This window comes from Jeotgalibacillus proteolyticus (genome assembly GCF_002926065.1).
Taxonomy (GTDB): domain Bacteria; phylum Bacillota; class Bacilli; order Bacillales; family Jeotgalibacillaceae; genus Jeotgalibacillus; species Jeotgalibacillus proteolyticus.
The window spans coordinates 134,914-152,704 of record NZ_PREZ01000008.1 but is presented as its reverse complement, the minus strand read 5'-3'; the positions used below and the strand labels follow the sequence as shown (position 1 = coordinate 152,704).

Here is a 17,791-nt window from a genome sequence, read left to right as displayed (position 1 = left end):
TTACCCAAGCAGAGGGTACCGCTGAACATACATTAACTGTATGTCTAGACACTAAAAGGAGGTTTTTTTTTGAAAAAAAGACTAGGTAAATGGCTGCAATATTCATTATTTAGTAAACATCCCATCATCTCTAAATTCATTCCCGAAACACGTCTATACACAATTGAAAACTTGACTGATTTACTGAAACGGTATGAAAGCGTCTATTTGAAAAATAATAGAGGAGGGCAAGGGAAAGGAATCTTTAAAGTTACTAAAAATCAAGAGGGGCTTTATTGTTTTAATGGCTATACTCTTAATGGGAAAAAAATACAGATGAATGTGGAAAAGGTTGATGAGTTCGAAGCTGTGCTGCATCCAATAAATAGATTTGGCGGATATCTTGTCCAGGCGGGTATTCCTAGCCTAACTTCACATGGATTACCATTTTCTCTTCGGGTACATGTCCAGCTGCTCAAAGAAGAATGGATGATTGGAGGGATATATGGACAGGTTGCAGCGGAAGAAACAACCGGCAGCTCGCACCGGGGAGCTCAAATCATGACAGTGGATAAATTGCTGTCGGAGCATTTAGGTATGGACAAAAAGGAGCAGAATGAACTGATTAAATGCATTAAGGAAGCGTCAATTATAGCAGCCGAAGTGGCTTCAACAGCTGTTCCCGAAATAGAATATGGGATTGATTTTGGTATCAGTCAATCTGGGAATCCGGTAATATATGAAATAAATACAAGCCCCGGGGTCGGCGATTTTTCTAAAATTGGCAATGGGGAAATGCGAAAACGAATTAAAGCGATACGCTCTATGCACCTAAAGGGATAAATATATAATTAGCTGAAGAAAACAAAAGGAAGCATTTGCAGCTCAAACGAATGCTTCTTTCAATTTTAAATGAAACAAATCTTGAGTTATTTATTAAATTGATGTTACTGATTTCAAAGGAAAAATTATTAAAGTCGGAAAAAAAGAGTGTAGATGAAAATACAATTGTCCTATTTAAAGGATATGTATTCAAAAGGGATGATTACATTAGCTTCAAAGTTTCAAAAGAAGGAATAACTGATTTAAGGCTGTATTCGCTTTGTCCAGTGTTTTGAAATATAAATTATTTTTAAGGATTATTCTAATAAACAGACCCAGGCACGAGTTGCGGATAGACATACAATAACTGTATGACCAGAAACTGAAAAGGAGGTTTTTTTTTGAAAAAACGACTAGGTAAGTGGCTGCAATATATCCTGTTAAGTAAACATCCAGCCCTTTCTAAATTCATTCCAGAAACAGCTTTATTTACAGTTGAAAACTTGACTGATTTACTGAAACGGTATGAAAGCGTCTATTTAAAAAATGATAGAGGAGGGCAAGGGAAAGGAATTTTTAAAGTATATAAAAATAAGGATGGACTCTATTGTTTTAATGGTTATACTCTTAATGGAGAAAAAATAAAGATGGATGTCAAAAAGATTGAGGAGTTTGAACCTGTTTTGCATCCTATCAATAGATTTGGCGGATATCTTGTTCAGGAGGGTATTCCAAGCCTGACTCCAACTGGGTTGCCGTTATCCATTCGGGTACATGTTCAGCTGCTAAAAGGAGAATGGGTGATTGGAGGGATGTATGGAAAGGTTGCGACCGAAGAAACAACCAGCAGCGGCGTGATTAACTCACACCGGGGAGCTGAGCTTATGACGATAGATACATTGTTGTCAGAGCATTTAGGTATGGACGATAAAAAGAAGAATGACCTGATTAATTGCATTAAGGAAGTGTCAATTATAGCAGCCGGAGTAGCTGCAACAGCTGTTCCACAAATTGAATACGGAATTGATTTTGGCATCAGTAAATGTATGGATCCAGTATTATTTGAAATAAATACAAGCCCTGGGGTCGGCAATTTCTCCAAAGTCGGCAATGGGGAAATGCGAAAACAAATTAAAGCGATACGCTCTATGCATCTAAAGGGATAAACATATAATTAACTGAATAAAATAAAAAGAAGCATTCGCAGCTATATATCGCAAACGAATGCCTCTTTCTATTTTATCTAAAAGATCAAGCTTTGATACTTTTTTATTAAAATACGCGTTTTGCTGTTATATAGTGGCTGCTATAATAATCAGACAAAAGAACCCTTGAACTAATTCCTTCCGAACTAGGCACTATTATTCTGCTGTCGCCCGCATAAATAGCTACCCTGCTAGGCGTAGTAGATCCTGGTGTAGAACCTATGAAAATTAAATCCCCTTTTTCCAAGTTATCACGGGATACAGTTCTGCCTATTTCTGAGAGATCTTTTACAGACGTTGCACCAAGATCAATTCCATTTATTTTGTAAATATAATTGACGTAACCTCCACCCGAAAATTTCATAGATGCTTCGTCATTAACTCTGCCCATTTCTACCTCATCCATTAAGCCATAAGCATTTTCAATAATATTATCCGCTTTAGTTGGCGGATTTGATGGAAGTAAAGACGGCAGGACTCTTCTGGCAGTCATATAATTATCTTTGTAATAGGATGTACTATCGAGATCGGAAATTACAATATCGAGTTTTTCGTTAGCCATATGAATGATCTGGTTATTTCCAATGTACATACCTACATGGTTTGGAGTCGTTGAAGAAGATGATCTTTTAAAGAAGACTAAATCACCTTTCTCTAATTGGTCTCTTGAAACATATTCTCCTTGCTGAACCATATAGTTCTCGTCACGGCTTCCCAGATGAATACCTTCAGATTGAAAGATGAACTCTATGAATGATGCACATTTAAATTGATAGGGATAAGTGTAACTATAATCAGACCCGTATGTAGCTTTTCCTATTAAACTTTTAGCAAAACTAATGATTTCATCAGCCTTTGCATTTTCTACTTCTTCGTTAACCTGGTTAGAAGCTGCAACTGCAGTGTCTGAACGAACTTCCTCATGATCTGATGGTGTTGCTTGATCTGAAGGTGCTGCTCCATAACCTGAAGGCATTGCACCAAGGGCTGAAGGTGCTGCTCCAAGTGAACTTATACCAAGTGTAAGTGCTAGTGATATTGTACCTAATTGTTTTTTCATTGTTTCCCTCCTGATGTTTAATTCATGTTAGATTCTATCACGGATAATTGACGGATTTATGAGGTAAAACCTTCCATCAATATCTATTAAACCTTGCTCAGCCCTTATTACAAAAGGGTTTTCAATAGAAGTTTAAATTTTGATTACAATGATTACAACGCAAGAAATATATATGACATTTGCTTATTAGGGGAGATCAATGCAGTTTTTTTCTCTAAAATTGATCGTTTCGCCTATTACAATAGGACAAGGAGCGTTTTCTGCACACAAAAAAAACGCCTTTATCGACGGATACCATTAGGGTATAGGGAGGCTTTTGCTATAAATAAGCAAAAGCCCTTTTTACTTTTTGAGGTTCAGCACTTAAGATGCAACATGAGAATGAAGCTTAACTTGTGTTCTTCCTGCAATAAGGGAAAGTGCAAATAACAACAGTTATTTTTGATCAACCCTAATAATTTTCCGGTTTACTAATTTAGGGTCAAGGCATTGAATTGCACTGAGCTGATGAAGCGGTAGGCTGACTTTTACAGATGTTTTTTTAAGTCCGCAGGGATTGGATTCTGTATTATTATACTTCCCCTCTTCATTTAAAGGCAGAAGGGGGGTTAAAGATACCGCTGAATTTGTGATTTCTTCAATACGAAAGAAGCAGGATCGAATCTCTTCTGAGGCGAAGGTGAAATCACAAAAGTAGGGGCTGCAATCTGGATTGGTATATAAAACAATAGGAATAGTATCTTTAAAAAGATGTTTGAAGGGCATTAAATTGCTTTTATTTTGTGTATCAAGAATGTTTTTCATAATTATAATAAGCTGATTTTTTTCCTCTTTATTTACCATTTGCTTTCACTCCAGCATTAAATAGGTTCTATATAAAATGTAATTTCTTTTGCTGCTTCCTTCGCCAGGCGGATGGCCTCGTTTTTAGAATCAGAAGCAGCAATGATATAGCCATAACGATCACCCATAGATAAAGGCGGATGTACTACCATTCCTTTTTTTAGCTTAATGAAGACCTCCTGTATTCCCGGCATAGTAGAGAAGCTTTTTGTGTCTGTTACTTTTATTACCGTGCCTGTTTCATCACTAGTTAAATAGTGGGTATAAACAAATTTTCGGTGTTTCTTTTCCAGGTTGGGCTTTTTTCCTAACGCGATTTTGATGGTCTCTTCTGCTAAATTTATGCCATAGGCGATCTCGATCATCCTGTTCATTGCACCACCCGAGATGCGCGGGTTTATTTCAATGAGCTTCCAGCTTCCGTTTACTAATCTCAGTTCCAGATGGCAGGATCCATTTTGCAATTGAAAAGTGTTGATGATTGAACTGACTGTTTGATAAATTCCATATAAAAATTCAGGATCTAAATTTGCCAGTATGCAATAACCCGTAACAATAAATCGTTTTATAAATGTAATTTCCTGTTGGATGACGGCTACAATATAAAGCTCCCCATTGTAAATGCATGTTTCAATTAAATATTGGGGGCCCTCTAGATACTCCTCCATTAAAACCTCATTATTTCCCTTTGAAAGTAAAGTATTTATTGCTTTAGCCAGCTGCGTTTTATTTTTCACAAGCAGGACATCTTTTGAACCAGTAGATACAGCTGATTTCACGATTAGCGGGAATTGTTCTTTATGATGCGATAGATACCATTCTAAAGAGTCAGATTGATGAAAAGTTTTGAAATCCGGAGACACGGGAAGACCTTGTAAATGTTCCCGTGTTAACCATTTATTTTCCATGATTTCATAAGGCTTCGAAGAAAAGGAGGAGATGCCCAGTTCACAGCCCAATTTTGCTGCGATGTGTACATAGGGATCGATAAAGCTCACAATTGCTTCTATTTTCTTCCCTTCATTACCCAATTTTTTAATGTTGTTTTTTAATGCTTGATAATCTGCTATGTCTATATAAATCATTTGATGTATATCAGGAAAATCAGTTCTGTTTTCAATAAAACGCATTCTAGGTGTAAATAATACGGTATAGAACCCAAGTTTGGCAGCAGCTTTTATTGCCTCTCTGCTTGAGCCGGATTTATTACTATCAATGAATACAATCGTTCTCATAAATCAGACTCATCATCCTCCCATGCTTCGTGTACGCTTTGCTTTTTATTAAAGTATTTTAATTCAATAAGGTTTGTGCAGAAAAAAGGGTATTTAATTCTTTTTTTAAAAAGTGGGAAAATCTTTAAGTCATTTAATGGCTGCAGCATAGATTAAATAGGAGAAGTTTCAACAGAGGCGGGTGAAATATGAAGAAGTTGAATCCTAATAAGTTATTCGTGGAAATGGGTGATAGTGTCAATGCTGCAGGTCCAATAATAGGAAGAAAATATACCCTTACTCATTCTGATTTAACAGCTGATTTGTTCCTTACCATTAGCATGGAATATGCTTATGACAAAATTACTGCAATGAGAGATGAAGTAATGGCTGAATGGAGAGTAGAAAATGGGGGGCTTTTCTTATCTGTCTATGTCCATGTAGATGGTCCCGTGGGAGCCCAAACAATGGCAGTTCGTGATGCTATTTTCAGAAGGGAGCTTCCGCTTGCGCTGGAGGCGATCGTGTATGGTGACAGAGAATTTTTTATGCTTCACCCTGAGCTTACCCAGGGTGCGATCTGGGTTCATTTTGATTCTTCAGATCCCGGTTATAATCGGTTTGAGTATTGGGGAACTGTAAGTAATTATCAATAATTAATTGGCAAGAATACCTGTGGCGAAAACAGGCTAATAGGTTCTCAAATGTTTTGCATTATTAGCGAATGGGAACAAATACGGTATGACACTTTCTAGGAGGAATACCGGATGAGCAAAACAATCTTTATTACAGGTGCCGGAAGCGGACTGGGCAAAGGAACAGCACTTGGTCTGGCAAAGGAAGGCCACCGTGTTATCGCGACAACCGAATTAACCTCTCAAAAAACAGATCTTATGCGTGAAGCTGATGAGCAGGAACTGGATCTTGAGGTGTTCAAGCTTGATATAACCAATCAAAGGGATCTGGCACAGATCAGTCAATACGATTTTGATATTTTCGTTGCAAATGCAGCGATCAACGAAGGCGGACCGCTCGGGGAAGTGCCGATGGACCGTTTCCGCGCGCTATTTGAGGTCAATGTATTTGCAACGCTTGAATCTGTCCAGCTGGCAGCACAAAAGCTAGTAAAAAAAGGAAGCGGAAAAATCGTCTTTATAAGCTCGATGGCAGGAATTTCAGCAACTCCGTATGTTGGACCATATACGGCTACCAAGCACGCGCTTGAAGGCATTGCTCAAACAATGCAGCCAGAGCTTGAGCAATTTGGGGTGAAAGTCGCGACCATTAATCCAGGACCTTATGCTACCGGCTTTAATAAACGAAGCGCAGAGGAAAAGTGGAAATGGTATAACGAAGAAGAACACTTTACCAAAAAGCAAGACATGATCGAGCAGGAGGAAGGGTTAAAGGAATTTGATCCCGAAGATATGATTAAGAAAATGATTGAAATTATTCCGGCAGACGTGCATAAATTCCGCACCGTTTACCCTGAAGAAACGGAAAAACAGCTGAAGGATACGGAGCAGGAGCGCTGGAAGATGGAAATATAATATAGGAATGCCTGTCTCCATAGGGAGGCAGGTTTTTTTATGTCGCATAAACAGCTCCCCTAATGAAACCCCGAACAAAATATGGTATGGTAATAAAGGACTCCGAAATGTTCTTTTCGGAAAGGATTATGATAATAAGCAAATTATGTAATCAATATAATGATTAAAAAACAGGGTGAATATATGAGTAAACCAAAAAAGAAAAGTGGGACTGGCAGCGGAACCGGTAAAAAAGGATGGAACCGCTGGCAAGCAGGGCAGAAAAAAGCAAAGAGCTTTAAGCCCTATAAAAGCAAAGGAACGAAAAAAAACACAGAAACAGAAACACAGTGAACTAACTAGTAAAAGTAAAGCTGGAATTGGACAGTCTGCTGCTGAAAAACTCTCTAAATTTAATAATAAGAGAGAAAGCTACAAGCCAATAGGCTTGTGGCTTTTCTTATTCACTGCTGTACATGCTAATACTATTTTTGGGGTTCAATGATGGGAAGGGGTTTGTTTAAAAGCTCTGGAGGAAGAGGAGTTATGACGCAAAAACAATTTAAAACCACAACAATACAGTCTTTTGTTTTCCGTAGGGAGTAAACATCTTTGCAGGTGGCAGCGGGGGTTCCATCCATATCGTAGCCTTCAAGTAATGACAATTTAGCACATCCCGTTTGGTTGTCGATCTCTTCTATACGAAAAAATGGAGTTTCTCCAGATTTAGAATAAGCGGTAAACGGGGTGGAACTATTTTTAGCCGTAAGTATAAAGGGAATAGTATCCATCTTCTTGGACTTTATAAATAGGGAGTCCTTATCTCTTTTTGATAATATTTCTTGTTCCTTCAATAATATTTTCATTGCATTAGAAATGCAATTCGTTTTCTCCAACTTTATTCACCTCCTTCCTGTTCAGTATTTTTTTCAATTTCTAAAGGTATAAGAATTTATCCATTTCTAGCAAACTATTAATTGCTTTTATTCAAGATGTTTACGGGCAAGGTAAACTGCATAGCGAATTGTATTCGCAGTAGTATCAAATTCACGGTTTCTGCAACCCGGTCTCCAATTCACTTCGAATATCCAGAGGTTTTTGTTTTCGTCAATTCCTATATTCCTACACGAGTTTTTAGAGAGAGAGTATAGTTTAGAGGCATTTGAAATCCAAAGAACCTTAGAACACTTTGCGCGGTTGTTTTCGGCTCCTATAACGGCTCCAAATAAAATTTAATAAGATCTGCCGCTTTTGTAGCATTTGTCTGGGCCTCTTTTAATGTATTGCCCGTAGCAATCACATACCCATAACGATGGCCCATTGAAATGGGCGGCATCAGATTTGCTCCTTTACGGGGCTTTATATGAACTTCTCTTACCCCGGGCTGTGCAGAAGCCATGTTTTTACCTGTAACCTTTAAAAGTCTTCCATAAGAGTTAATTGTTAAATAATAAGCATAAATATTTTTTTCATGTTTCCGCGTTAAGTTAGGCTCACACCCAAGATAAACTTTAAGGATTTCTTCTGCCAGATTAATGCCATATGCTTCCTCAATGATTCTGTTCATGGCCCCGCCTGAGATTCGAGGGTTAACCTCAATCAATTTCCACACACCCTTTACATATCTGATTTCAATATGGCATGCAGCATTCTTTACTTCAAGGTCCTTAATAATTGATTTTACTGCAGCAGATAAACTTTTATATAAATTCTCATCAAGTTTCGGCTGCAATGCATAACCGGTTACAATAAATTTTAATTTTTTGGTAATGTGCTGCTTTAAAACAGCAACAATATTTATTTCCCCTTTATGCACGATAACCTCCGCTATAAATTGAGGACCCTCTAAATATTCCTCAAGCAGAATATTTTGATCGGGGTAGCAATTTAACATTTTTGTCATCTCTTTTTCCAATTTAAGCTTATTTTTAACTAAATAAACATCTTTTGATGCTTTTGAAACAGGGGATTTTACAATGAGAGGATAGGTAAATTCTTGAGTGAGAAATCGCTTTAGCTTGTCTTTGGGATTAAATACATTGTAACAGGGTGTGGCCCTATTTTTTCGTAGCGCTTTTCTTGTTTCAGCTTTATTTTCCATTTTCTCAAAAGCTTCAACGGAAATTTCCGAATAACACAATTCATTCATAATTCTTGCAGCTAAAGAAACGTATGGATCCATAAAGCTGACCACTGCCTTAATGACTTTTTTCTGTTGCTGTAAATCTATTATCTCTTTTCTAATACCATGTTCTGTAAGCTCTTTTAAATGAATCATTTGACAAACATCTGGAAATTCTTTTCGCTGATTCATAAATTTTTCGCTCCTGGTAAAAAGGATGGTAAAGTACCCTAAACGTTGAGCGGCTTTGATTGCTTCCCTGGCTGATCCGGATTTTGTTGTTTCAATAAAAATAATGGTATACATTTATCCCACCTCCTTATAGATTAAATTAATAGGGAATTTATAAACAATCCTGGCTGAGACTATCATTCAAAAATTTTTAAATAGCAAATCTTCCTGCATAGAACCTATTACTTTAAAATATTCAAATTAATATTCTGATGCGTAGGCTTATAGAAACTTCTATAAAAATAAACCGAAGATTGGGGGCATATTTTGAAGTTAAAACACTGTAAGAAGAAAATTTTAATAAATAAAAATACCTGCTTCCATTTGGAGGCAGGTATTCTTTAGAAGTGCCAAATCAATGTTACCTAATGCAGAGGGTACAGTGCTTTAAGTCTATTAGCTGAGCCTAATTACTCAAGTAAAAGGAGTAATTTATGGTACTGAGTTATAAGTAATACAAAGAAACGTATCCTATTGCCAAAAATAGGAGGCTTTTTTCAGTCGTAAATTAATCTGAGAGGATATTTTCGATTGCCCCTAATTCATCAGTAGAGAATTCAAGCTGATCCAAAGCCTTTACATTCTCTTCAATCTGGCTGACCTTGCTTGCTCCTAATAGGGCAGAGGTAACCCTGCCTTCACGCAGCACCCAGGCAAGCGCCATTTGGGCAAGACTTTGTCCGCGTTCTGATGCAATGTCATTTAATTTCTGAACCTTGCTGATTACTTCTTCTGTCACTTCATTTTCTCCAAGTGCACCGGTTGATTTTGCAGCACGGGATTCAGCAGGAACACCATTTAAATACTTGTTTGTTAAAAGGCCCTGCTGAAGCGGACAAAAGGCAATGGAACCAACGCCGTTTTCCTGAAGTACATCCTGGACGCCCTCTTCAATCGTACGGTTCAGCATGGAGTATTTTGGCTGATGGATAAGAAGCGGTGTGCCAAGATCATTAAGAATAGAAATAGCCTGAGCCGTTTGCTCTGCATCATAGCTTGAAATTCCTACATACAAAGCTTTACCCTGCCGGACAATCTGATCCAGAGCGCCCATCGTTTCTTCGAGAGGGGTGTTAGGATCAGGCCGGTGGGAATAAAAGATATCCACATAATCAAGGCCCATTCTTTTTAAGCTTTGATCAAGGCTGGCTACCAGATATTTTTTCGATCCCCATTCCCCATATGGTCCGTCCCACATATGGTAGCCTGCTTTGGAGGAAATCACGAGCTCATCCCGATACGGCGCAAAATCACTTTTTAGCATCGTGCCAAACAGTTCTTCAGCAGAACCTGGAGGTGGTCCGTAATTATTGGCGAGATCAAAATGGGTAATGCCTAAATCAAACGCTCTTCTGAGCATTGCCCGTCCATTTTCTGCCGAATCCACTCCACCGAAATTATGCCAAAGTCCAAGAGAAATAGCCGGAAGAAGAAGGCCTGAGCTGCCGCAGCGGTTATACTTCATTTCAGAATAGCGTTCTTGATTTGCAAGATAGGGCATGTTCTTTACTCCTTTTATTTTAGATTAGTAAAGCGTTTACAATTAATCTACTTTTTATCTTATAGAATTTCTATCGACAAGAAAAGAAATAAGGCAGAGAATGTAAAAAATTCTTTCAGCGGAAAGGCAAAATAAATTAATAGCTGCGGCTTACGACAAATAATAGTTTAAGAGAAATTCTCTCCTAATCTATTTCCAATAAGAACGTTTAAAATTAAAACAAGAGGAAATACATATAAAATAATCTAAAAACGAGGAGGAATTAGTCATGGCAAAAGATGAAAAAGATCAGAAAAAGAAGGAAAATGATTCAATCGAGCAGCAGAAGAAGAAAGAAGAAGGCCAGGATATCGATCCTCAGCGTGACAGCGATAAGCCGAAGCATTCTGATTCCTAAAACCATCTATCAAACGATGATGGAAGAAATAAACCTGCCGGCAGCTAAGCCGGCAGGTTATTTTAGTCTTCATTTTTCCAACAAAGAGGAGGATATGCTAGGATTACAAGGGAATGAAAAGACTAGCAGATAGGGAGAAGGAAGTATATGAAGCTCATATCATGGAATGTTAACGGCATTAGAGCCTGTGTCAAAAAAGGATTTCTGGACTATTTCAAACAGGTAAATGCCGATATTTTTTGTCTTCAGGAAACAAAGGTACAGGAAAACCAAATTGAACTGGAGCTTGAAGGCTATTATCAATACTGGAATTATGCGGAGAAGAAAGGCTATTCAGGAACTGCTGTATTTACCCGAATAAAGCCTTTATCCGTTAAATATGGACTGGGAGATCGGGAATCTGAGCCGGAGGGAAGAATCCTGACACTTGAATATAATGATTTTTATTTGATAAATATTTATACCCCAAATTCAAAGCGGGATCTGTCACGCCTCGTTTACCGTCTGAAATGGGAAGATGAGATCAGAGCCTATGTAAACGAGCTTGATGAAATGAAACCGGTGATTATTTGTGGTGATTTGAATGTTGCCCATCAGGAGATTGATTTAAAAAATGCTAAACCAAACAGGGGAAATTCAGGCTTTACAGAGGAAGAACGGGGAAAAATGACTTCTTTACTTCAGGATGGATTTATCGATACATTCCGCCATTTTTATTCTGATCAGGAGGGGGCTTACAGCTGGTGGTCCTACATGAGCAAGGTACGGGAGCGAAATATAGGGTGGAGAATTGATTACTTTATTGCCTCGCAAAAATTAGAAGATAAATTAATCGATGCAGCCATTCATCCGTACGTATTAGGAAGCGATCATTGCCCTGTTCAACTTGAAATAGGTTCTTAGGCTTTATAGTAAAATGACATTATTCAAGTTCTGCTTGTGAATTTGTTTATCTGCAGCTTTTTTTAGGAAAAGACAGAGTAAATGCATTTCGGAGGTGAAGCAGATGTCAAATGGTGAAGTATCCTGGTGGTCAGAAGAGGATGTGCGATCTACGCTGCCTAAAAGAGAGGCAACCGGTCATAAAGGAACGTATGGGACAGGTCTCCTGTTGGCAGGAAGCCGGGACATGCCGGGAGCAGCCCTGCTTGCAGGAATCGGTGCCCTTAGAAGCGGAATTGGAAAGCTTGTCATTGGAACGGATAAGGAAGTCATCGGACATGCGGTATCGATTATTCCTGAGGCAACCTATTTAAGTGACGGGCTAAAAAAGATTGGAGACAGTTCAGCCGGTCTTGACTCTTATAAAGCAGCTGCTGCAGGGCCTGGCATTGAACCGGACAGCACAACAGAAGCTGCAATAAAACAACTGCTAAGCAGTGACGTTCCTTTAATTCTCGATGCAGGGGCTCTTTCTGAGAGAAGTTATCCTGAAAGACAAGCTCCTGTAATCTTGACGCCTCATCTTGGAGAATTCTCAAGAATAACCGGAATGGAGATCAAAGTGGTAAAGGAGGATCGTGCCGGGCACGCTCTCTCACTAGCTGAAAAGCTGGGAGTGACGATCGTGTTAAAAGGGAATGAATCGGTCATTGCTTTTCCTGACGGGGAAGTGTATCAAAATCCTACAGGCTCAAGCGCTCTTGCAAAGGGAGGGACCGGTGATACGCTGACCGGGATGATGCTCGGCATGCTTTGCTGTCACAAAGAAGAAAACTGGAAGCATGCTGTTTTAAATGCTGTTCATCTTCACGGAGCATGCGGGGAGAAATGGACAGAAACACGATCTGCCCATACCTTACTCGCTCACGAGCTGTCTGACTTGCTGCCGGAAGTGTGGAAAGGCTACGAATAAAAAGTACCAATTGAAACCTCTTTTTTAAAGAGGTTTTTTTATTTGGGGAAACTGCCGAAATTACTATATATTAAGAAAGAAATGAAGAAAAACAATAATTGTTTCTAATTTGTGAAATAATACACAAGTGTATTGTTTTTTCTTAACTCATACTTTATTATAAAGATAAGAAATAGATGTGAAATACTTCACATAATTAACCGGAACTCTTTTTTTACTTACATATGTGAAATATTTCACAATAAAAAGGAGAGAATGAACATGAATGAAAAATGGTGGAATGGCAAAGCAGCAGCAGCGGTTTGGACAGTACTTCGGATCTGGCTTGGTGTACAGTGGCTTGAAGCAGGGTGGGGGAAAGTAACAGGAGGCTTTGATGCGAACCGCTATTTACAGGGAGCAATTGCAAAAGCAGGAGGAGAGGCGCCGGTTGTGGCCGGATGGTACGCTGCATTCCTTGAAAATGTAGCGGTACCGAATGTAGGAATTTTTAATATCCTGATTCCTTGGGGCGAATTATTCGTAGGACTTGGATTAATTGTTGGATTGATGACAGTGCCGGCTCTTGCCGCAGGTGCATTTATGAATCTGAACTTCCTGCTCGCAGGTACAATCAGCACAAACCCTGTCCTTCTGACAGCAGCGGTTATACTTATCCTTGCAGGCTACGGCGCACAGCGTTATGGACTTGACCGCTTCGCCATCCCAATGGCCAAAAAGAAAGTTAACCGTCACCGTTTAAAAGAGGTTCATGCTTAAAACGAGAACTGAAAAAGTATAACGAAAGGTGAACGGAGCGAAAGGTGGCGACTCCAGTGGGAGGAAGCGGGAGCTTGAGATCCACTTGCGAAGCAAGTTAGCGAAGGGCCCCGCCCCTCGGAAAGCGTCCATCTGAAGCGTAGTGAACCGGACAAAAGGGATTGAGACACATTTGTCTCAATCCCTTTTTGCTTATCCTGCAAATAAATGTGCAAAGACTACGATAACCGGGAGTGTAATGATTGTTCTTAAAACAAAGATAATCACCAGCTCATAAAACTTAACCGGAATATTCGAACGTAAAATCAAAATACCGATCTCAGACATGTAAATAAGCTGCGTTAAAGAAATTCCTGCTACAACGAATTTTGTTAATTCACTTTCAATTCCTGCTCCAAGAACAGCCGGCAGGAACATATCTGCAAAACCGACTAACAGCGTTGGTGCAGCAGCGGACGCTTCCGGAATTCCAAGAAGCGTTAAAAGCGGAATCAACGGGTAGGAAATGATTTGGAATAAAGGTGTATATTCAGCAACAATAATCGCAAGTGTTCCAAGCGTCATAACTAACGGAATCAGTCCAAGCCAGATATCCAGAACAGTATGGGCGCCTTTTGAAGCAAGCAGCTTTACGCTTCCTGCTTTGTCTGCTTTTTTTCGTGCTTCATTAAAGCCCCACTTGACTAAAGAAACGCCTTCAGGAATCGTATCATCAATTTGTTTTCCAACAGGTTCATGATACGTATCCGGCTTTCTCGATAAAGGCGGAATTCTTGGCATAATTAATGCAGCGATAATAGAAGCTGCTGTCACTGAAAGATAAAAAGGAAGAAATAAATGCCCGATTCCAATCACATTAGCGATTACAAGACTGAACGCTACAGAAGCGACAGAAAAGGTTGTAGCAATAACAGCTGCTTCCCTTTTCGTGTAATACCCTTCGTCATATTGCTTCATCGTAACAAGTACGCCGACAGGGGCAGCGCCCATCCAGGAGGCCATACAATCAATTGATGATCGTCCTGGCAATGTGAATAGCGGTCTCATAATTTTATTTAAAATCGCACCAATAAACTCCATTAAGCCAAATTCTACAAGGAGAGGCAAAAGGATGCCGGCAAATAAAAACCAGGTAAGAAGTACAGGGGCCAGGTCGTATAAAACGACTCCGCCCGTATTTCTTGACATAATCGCTTCAGGTCCTACTTCATAAAAAGCCATCAGACCGACTGCAAAACCAACTGCCCGAACAATAAGTCCAAATAAATTAGTTATAAAAAGAGAACGGAGGAAGGAAGAATCCTCTACAAAAGAAGGCTTTAACAGGGTAGCTGCCAGGGAAAAAACAGCGGACACACCAAGCAATACAAGAACAAATGCAGGAATCCAGTCTCCAAATGCTGATTGGAGGAAAGAAGCTAAAATTCCCACGCCGATCGTAATTTCATCATTAAACTTAACAGGAACTAAAAAAAGTAAAGCACCGATTAAAGACGGAAGGATAAACTTCCATGTGGAAGATGAAGAAGGATGCTGATCTTCCTTATATAATGTTGACACTGGTTTTCCTCCTATTCTATTGGCAGAGCACTTAGTGCCTGATCCAAGACATCAATTCCGACTTTAATTTGTTCCTTCGTTACCGTTAAAGGAGGGATCATTCTGATAACCTCACCGGCATTTCCGCAAAGATAAAACAGCACACCGCGCTCAAGACATTCATCCAATACCTTCATAACAGCTTCTCCATCAGGTTTGCTCGTGTTAACATTCTGCAGCTCAATTCCAATCATGAGCCCCACTCCACGAATCGTTTTTATAGATTTATACTTTGCTTTAAGCTTTTCAAGCTCTTCTTTAGCATAAGCCCCCATGTTTTGAGCATTTTCAAGCAGACGCTCTTCCTTTAGGACTTCAAGAGAAGCAAGTGCAGCTGAACAGGCCATTGGATTTCCTCCAAATGTTGTACCGTGGGTGCCAAGCGGCCATTTTTCCATTAATTCCTTTGAAGCAACGGTTGCACTTAATGGAAGACCGGCAGCGATGCCTTTTGCAATTGCCATAATATCAGGTGTGACACCAAAGGTTTGAGCAGCAAACCAGTCGCCGGTACGGCCGAATCCGGTTTGAACCTCATCAAAAATTAGCAGGATGCCATGGCGGTCGCAAATTTCACGAACCTTTGCAAGCCACTCTTTAGGAGGGATAATATAGCCTCCTTCACCGAGTACAGGCTCTAAAATGATGCAGGCGACTTCTTCAGGTGTTACCTGGTGATTAAATAGTTTCTCGACGTCACGTTCCAGCTTTTCCGGGAAAAACGTTTCCGGTGCCTCTCCTTTAGGGAGATCGTCTGGATGGGCATAAGGCAGCTGATACGTGAGCCATGATGGCTGCATATACTTTCTATATTTACTTTTAGATGTGGAAACACTGAGCGCACCGATGGAACGACCGTGAAAGCAGCCAGTGAATGAAATAGTATAAGGACGTTTCGTCGCGTATTTAGCGAGTTTAATCGCTCCCTCGATTGCTTCAGTGCCGCTGTTGGCAAAAAAGAAATTATCTAGCTTTGGCGGCAAAATCTGCTGCAGTTCATAGGCAAGCTTTAAAATAGATTCATAGATAATAACGCCTGATGGTCCATGCAGTAAGTGATCAGCACTTTCTTTAATCGCCTGGACTACTTTAGGGTGCCGGTGCCCGACATTTTCTACTGCGATGCCTGATGTGAAATCTAAATATTTTTTCCCGTCAGCTCCGTAGTAATAGCAGCCCTCCGCTTTTACGACAGGGAGATTAGGGTGGTCCTTTGCCATGCTTGGAGCCAGGAAATTTCCAATGGAGCCTGCAAGCTCCTGCCAATCCGGTGTTTGTTGTGTAGTCATTAGATGTCAGCTCCTCCGTATTTTTTCAGCTTTCTGACGACCGATGGCTGGCTGATTCCAAGAATCTTCGCCATTTCAGTCGTTGTTTTAAAACGCTTCTGCGCATTTAATAGGACTTTCTTTTCTACATATTCAAGAATATGGGGCAGGCTTTGCCCTTCAATTTCAATCCCGATCTGTTCATCCTTATCAGGCCGGTAAAGAGCAGGTAAGTCTTCTAAACTGATAATGGGTTGTTCACTCTCCAGGAAGCTTCGTTCTAAAACATTTTTGACCTCCCTGATATTTCCCTTCCACTCAAGCTGCATAAGGTGAAGAAAAAGGGGATCATTGAGTTTTTTTTCCTGTTGATACTGGCTGTTTAGCTCTGAGAGCGCAGCGGTAATAATTTTAGCCAGATCCTCAGGTCTTTCCCTAAGCGGCTTCAAATGTATAGGGGCAAGATGAAGAAAATAAAAAAGATCTTCTCTAAAACTGTTTTGCCTCGTCATTTCCTCTAAATTTTCTTCACTTACTGCAATAATCCGGGTGGATTCGAGGTTCTCAAGGATCTTTACTATTCTAGATTGAGCGCTTTTTGAAAGCTGGTCAATTTCGTTTACTACTATCGTTCCGCCTTTAGCAAGCTGGACATAGCCTCCCGAACGCTCTGTCCCATTAAAAGCAGAATCAAAGACAGCGTCAGGGATAGTGCTGCAGTCGATTTCAATAAAAGGACCGTTCCGCTTTTCACTTTGGTTGTGTATAAAAGCAGCAAGTGAGGTTTTCCCGGTACCATGCTCCCCGCTAATGACAACAGGCGTATTGTAGCGGGCAATTTTAAGCGCTGTATTGACTGCCCGTTTTGTGGAGGGGCTTTCTGAGAAAAAATGGTCCAGCTGCATCTGCTGATTTCGTAAAAAAGCCAACTCTTCTTTTACATGTGAGATTTCTGATTCCAGCTCCTTTAAATAGTCCTTCATAACAAGCAGCTGGGAAAGCTCATATGAATAGCTGATCACAAATTCAACTTCCTGTTCTTCATTTAATAAAGGAATACCTGTAATTAGCACACGGCTTCCATTTGGTGTTGTCTGCACCATAATGACTTTCTTTTTTTTCTGGACTACCTGTGGCGTAATAGCAGGATTGAAAATTCCCTGCTCCTGCAGATCGAGTACTGATTTTCCTAGAAGGTCGTGAGGGGTAAGCCCGTAATGCTCCCCGCTTTGCGGTGTAACTTTTATGATTTTTCCTTCTCTGGTTGTGATAATGATATCTTCATCCTCTGTCTCCATAATTTCTTCATTTGTATTAGACAGCAATAAAATCGGATTCATAATTCAACCCCTTTATTCATTCTTGTATAAGACTATACATTATCGGATAATAAAAATTCAATAGAAA

The 17,791-nt window shown here is 39.8% G+C and carries 20 protein-coding genes; 11 read left to right on the top strand and 9 right to left on the bottom strand.

Translation table 11 applies throughout. The features are described from left to right. Positions 1-69: 69 nt before the first annotated feature. The 3 genes from C4B60_RS18740 to C4B60_RS18730 all read left to right on the top strand — a co-directional run bounded on the left by C4B60_RS18740 (position 70) and on the right by C4B60_RS18730 (position 1,967). Entirely contained in the window at positions 70-822 is a 753-nt protein-coding gene (locus C4B60_RS18740; RefSeq protein ID WP_104059567.1) for a YheC/YheD family protein, read from the top strand. Positions 823-872: 50 nt separating this feature from the next. Beyond that, on the top strand, positions 873-1,097 hold the full coding sequence (locus C4B60_RS18735; RefSeq protein ID WP_104059566.1) for a hypothetical protein: 225 nt from the start codon (positions 873-875) through the stop codon (positions 1,095-1,097). 105 nt (positions 1,098-1,202) lie between these two features. Next, entirely contained in the window at positions 1,203-1,967 is a 765-nt protein-coding gene (locus tag C4B60_RS18730) for a YheC/YheD family protein (RefSeq protein WP_104059565.1), read from the top strand. 106 nt (positions 1,968-2,073) lie between these two features. Here the strand turns inward: C4B60_RS18730 and C4B60_RS18725 are convergent, their stop codons facing one another. The 3 genes from C4B60_RS18725 to C4B60_RS18715 form a co-directional block, all read right to left on the bottom strand. After that, positions 2,074-3,066: a C40 family peptidase gene (locus C4B60_RS18725; protein ID WP_104059564.1), complete on the bottom strand. Its 993-nt coding sequence runs from the start codon at positions 3,064-3,066 to the stop codon at positions 2,074-2,076. Between the two features lie 435 nt (positions 3,067-3,501). Then, complete coding sequence (locus C4B60_RS18720) at positions 3,502-3,909, bottom strand: CotY/CotZ family spore coat protein (RefSeq protein ID WP_104059563.1); 408 nt, start codon at positions 3,907-3,909, stop codon at positions 3,502-3,504. 17 nt (positions 3,910-3,926) lie between these two features. Next, positions 3,927-5,144, bottom strand: a complete 1,218-nt coding sequence (locus C4B60_RS18715; protein ID WP_104059562.1) for an ATP-grasp domain-containing protein — start codon at positions 5,142-5,144, stop codon at positions 3,927-3,929. A gap of 188 nt (positions 5,145-5,332) precedes the next feature. Between C4B60_RS18715 and C4B60_RS18710 the strand changes: the two genes are divergently transcribed. The 3 genes from C4B60_RS18710 (at position 5,333) to C4B60_RS18700 (ending at position 7,006) form a co-directional block, all read left to right on the top strand. Then, on the top strand, positions 5,333-5,779 hold the full coding sequence (locus C4B60_RS18710) for a staygreen family protein (RefSeq protein WP_104059561.1): 447 nt from the start codon (positions 5,333-5,335) through the stop codon (positions 5,777-5,779). A 111-nt stretch (positions 5,780-5,890) separates the two neighbouring features. After that, positions 5,891-6,673 (top strand): SDR family oxidoreductase, encoded by a 783-nt coding sequence (locus C4B60_RS18705; RefSeq protein ID WP_104059560.1) that lies wholly within the window; start codon positions 5,891-5,893, stop codon positions 6,671-6,673. A 183-nt stretch (positions 6,674-6,856) separates the two neighbouring features. Beyond that, on the top strand, positions 6,857-7,006 hold the full coding sequence (locus C4B60_RS18700) for a DUF3934 family protein (protein ID WP_104059559.1): 150 nt from the start codon (positions 6,857-6,859) through the stop codon (positions 7,004-7,006). A gap of 131 nt (positions 7,007-7,137) precedes the next feature. On the opposite strand, the gene C4B60_RS18695 is transcribed toward C4B60_RS18700, so the two are convergent. From C4B60_RS18695 to mgrA, 3 genes are all read right to left on the bottom strand, one after another. Then, positions 7,138-7,548: a CotY/CotZ family spore coat protein gene (locus C4B60_RS18695; protein ID WP_104059558.1), complete on the bottom strand. Its 411-nt coding sequence runs from the start codon at positions 7,546-7,548 to the stop codon at positions 7,138-7,140. A 314-nt stretch (positions 7,549-7,862) separates the two neighbouring features. Next, positions 7,863-9,080, bottom strand: coding sequence for an ATP-grasp domain-containing protein (locus C4B60_RS18690; protein ID WP_104059557.1), 1,218 nt, complete (start codon positions 9,078-9,080; stop codon positions 7,863-7,865). A 433-nt stretch (positions 9,081-9,513) separates the two neighbouring features. Next, positions 9,514-10,506: an L-glyceraldehyde 3-phosphate reductase gene (mgrA, locus tag C4B60_RS18685; protein ID WP_104059556.1), complete on the bottom strand. Its 993-nt coding sequence runs from the start codon at positions 10,504-10,506 to the stop codon at positions 9,514-9,516. A gap of 268 nt (positions 10,507-10,774) precedes the next feature. On the opposite strand from mgrA, the gene C4B60_RS18680 reads away from it, so the two are divergent. From C4B60_RS18680 to C4B60_RS18665, 5 genes are all read left to right on the top strand, one after another. Then, the gene (locus C4B60_RS18680; RefSeq protein ID WP_104059555.1) at positions 10,775-10,903 is read left to right on the top strand and encodes a 3-methyladenine DNA glycosylase; all 129 of its coding nucleotides are present in this window, start codon (positions 10,775-10,777) and stop codon (positions 10,901-10,903) included. Further along, a complete protein-coding gene (locus C4B60_RS21550) occupies positions 10,869-11,036 on the top strand; it encodes a hypothetical protein (protein ID WP_167578704.1) in 168 nt (55 codons plus the stop codon). The genes C4B60_RS18680 and C4B60_RS21550 overlap by 35 nt, the downstream gene beginning before the upstream one ends. 14 nt (positions 11,037-11,050) lie before the next feature. After that, complete coding sequence (locus C4B60_RS18675; protein WP_104059554.1) at positions 11,051-11,806, top strand: exodeoxyribonuclease III; 756 nt, start codon at positions 11,051-11,053, stop codon at positions 11,804-11,806. Positions 11,807-11,909: 103 nt separating this feature from the next. Beyond that, positions 11,910-12,758, top strand: a complete 849-nt coding sequence (locus C4B60_RS18670; protein WP_104059553.1) for an NAD(P)H-hydrate dehydratase — start codon at positions 11,910-11,912, stop codon at positions 12,756-12,758. 261 nt (positions 12,759-13,019) lie between these two features. Continuing rightward, a complete protein-coding gene (locus C4B60_RS18665) occupies positions 13,020-13,517 on the top strand; it encodes a DoxX family protein (RefSeq protein ID WP_104059552.1) in 498 nt (165 codons plus the stop codon). Positions 13,518-13,709: 192 nt separating this feature from the next. Here C4B60_RS18665 and C4B60_RS18660 read toward each other — a convergent pair whose 3' ends face one another. From C4B60_RS18660 to C4B60_RS18650, 3 genes are read right to left on the bottom strand one after another with little or no spacing between them, the layout of a single operon-like run. Beyond that, positions 13,710-15,077 carry a YjiH family protein gene (locus tag C4B60_RS18660; protein WP_104059551.1) on the bottom strand — a complete coding sequence of 456 codons (1,368 nt, stop codon included), beginning with the start codon at positions 15,075-15,077 and terminating at the stop codon, positions 13,710-13,712. Positions 15,078-15,088: 11 nt separating this feature from the next. Continuing rightward, entirely contained in the window at positions 15,089-16,405 is a 1,317-nt protein-coding gene (locus C4B60_RS18655; RefSeq protein WP_104059550.1) for an aspartate aminotransferase family protein, read from the bottom strand. Further along, positions 16,405-17,724, bottom strand: coding sequence for a sigma 54-interacting transcriptional regulator (locus tag C4B60_RS18650; protein WP_104059549.1), 1,320 nt, complete (start codon positions 17,722-17,724; stop codon positions 16,405-16,407). The genes C4B60_RS18655 and C4B60_RS18650 overlap by 1 nt, the downstream gene beginning before the upstream one ends. Positions 17,725-17,791 lie beyond the last annotated feature (67 nt).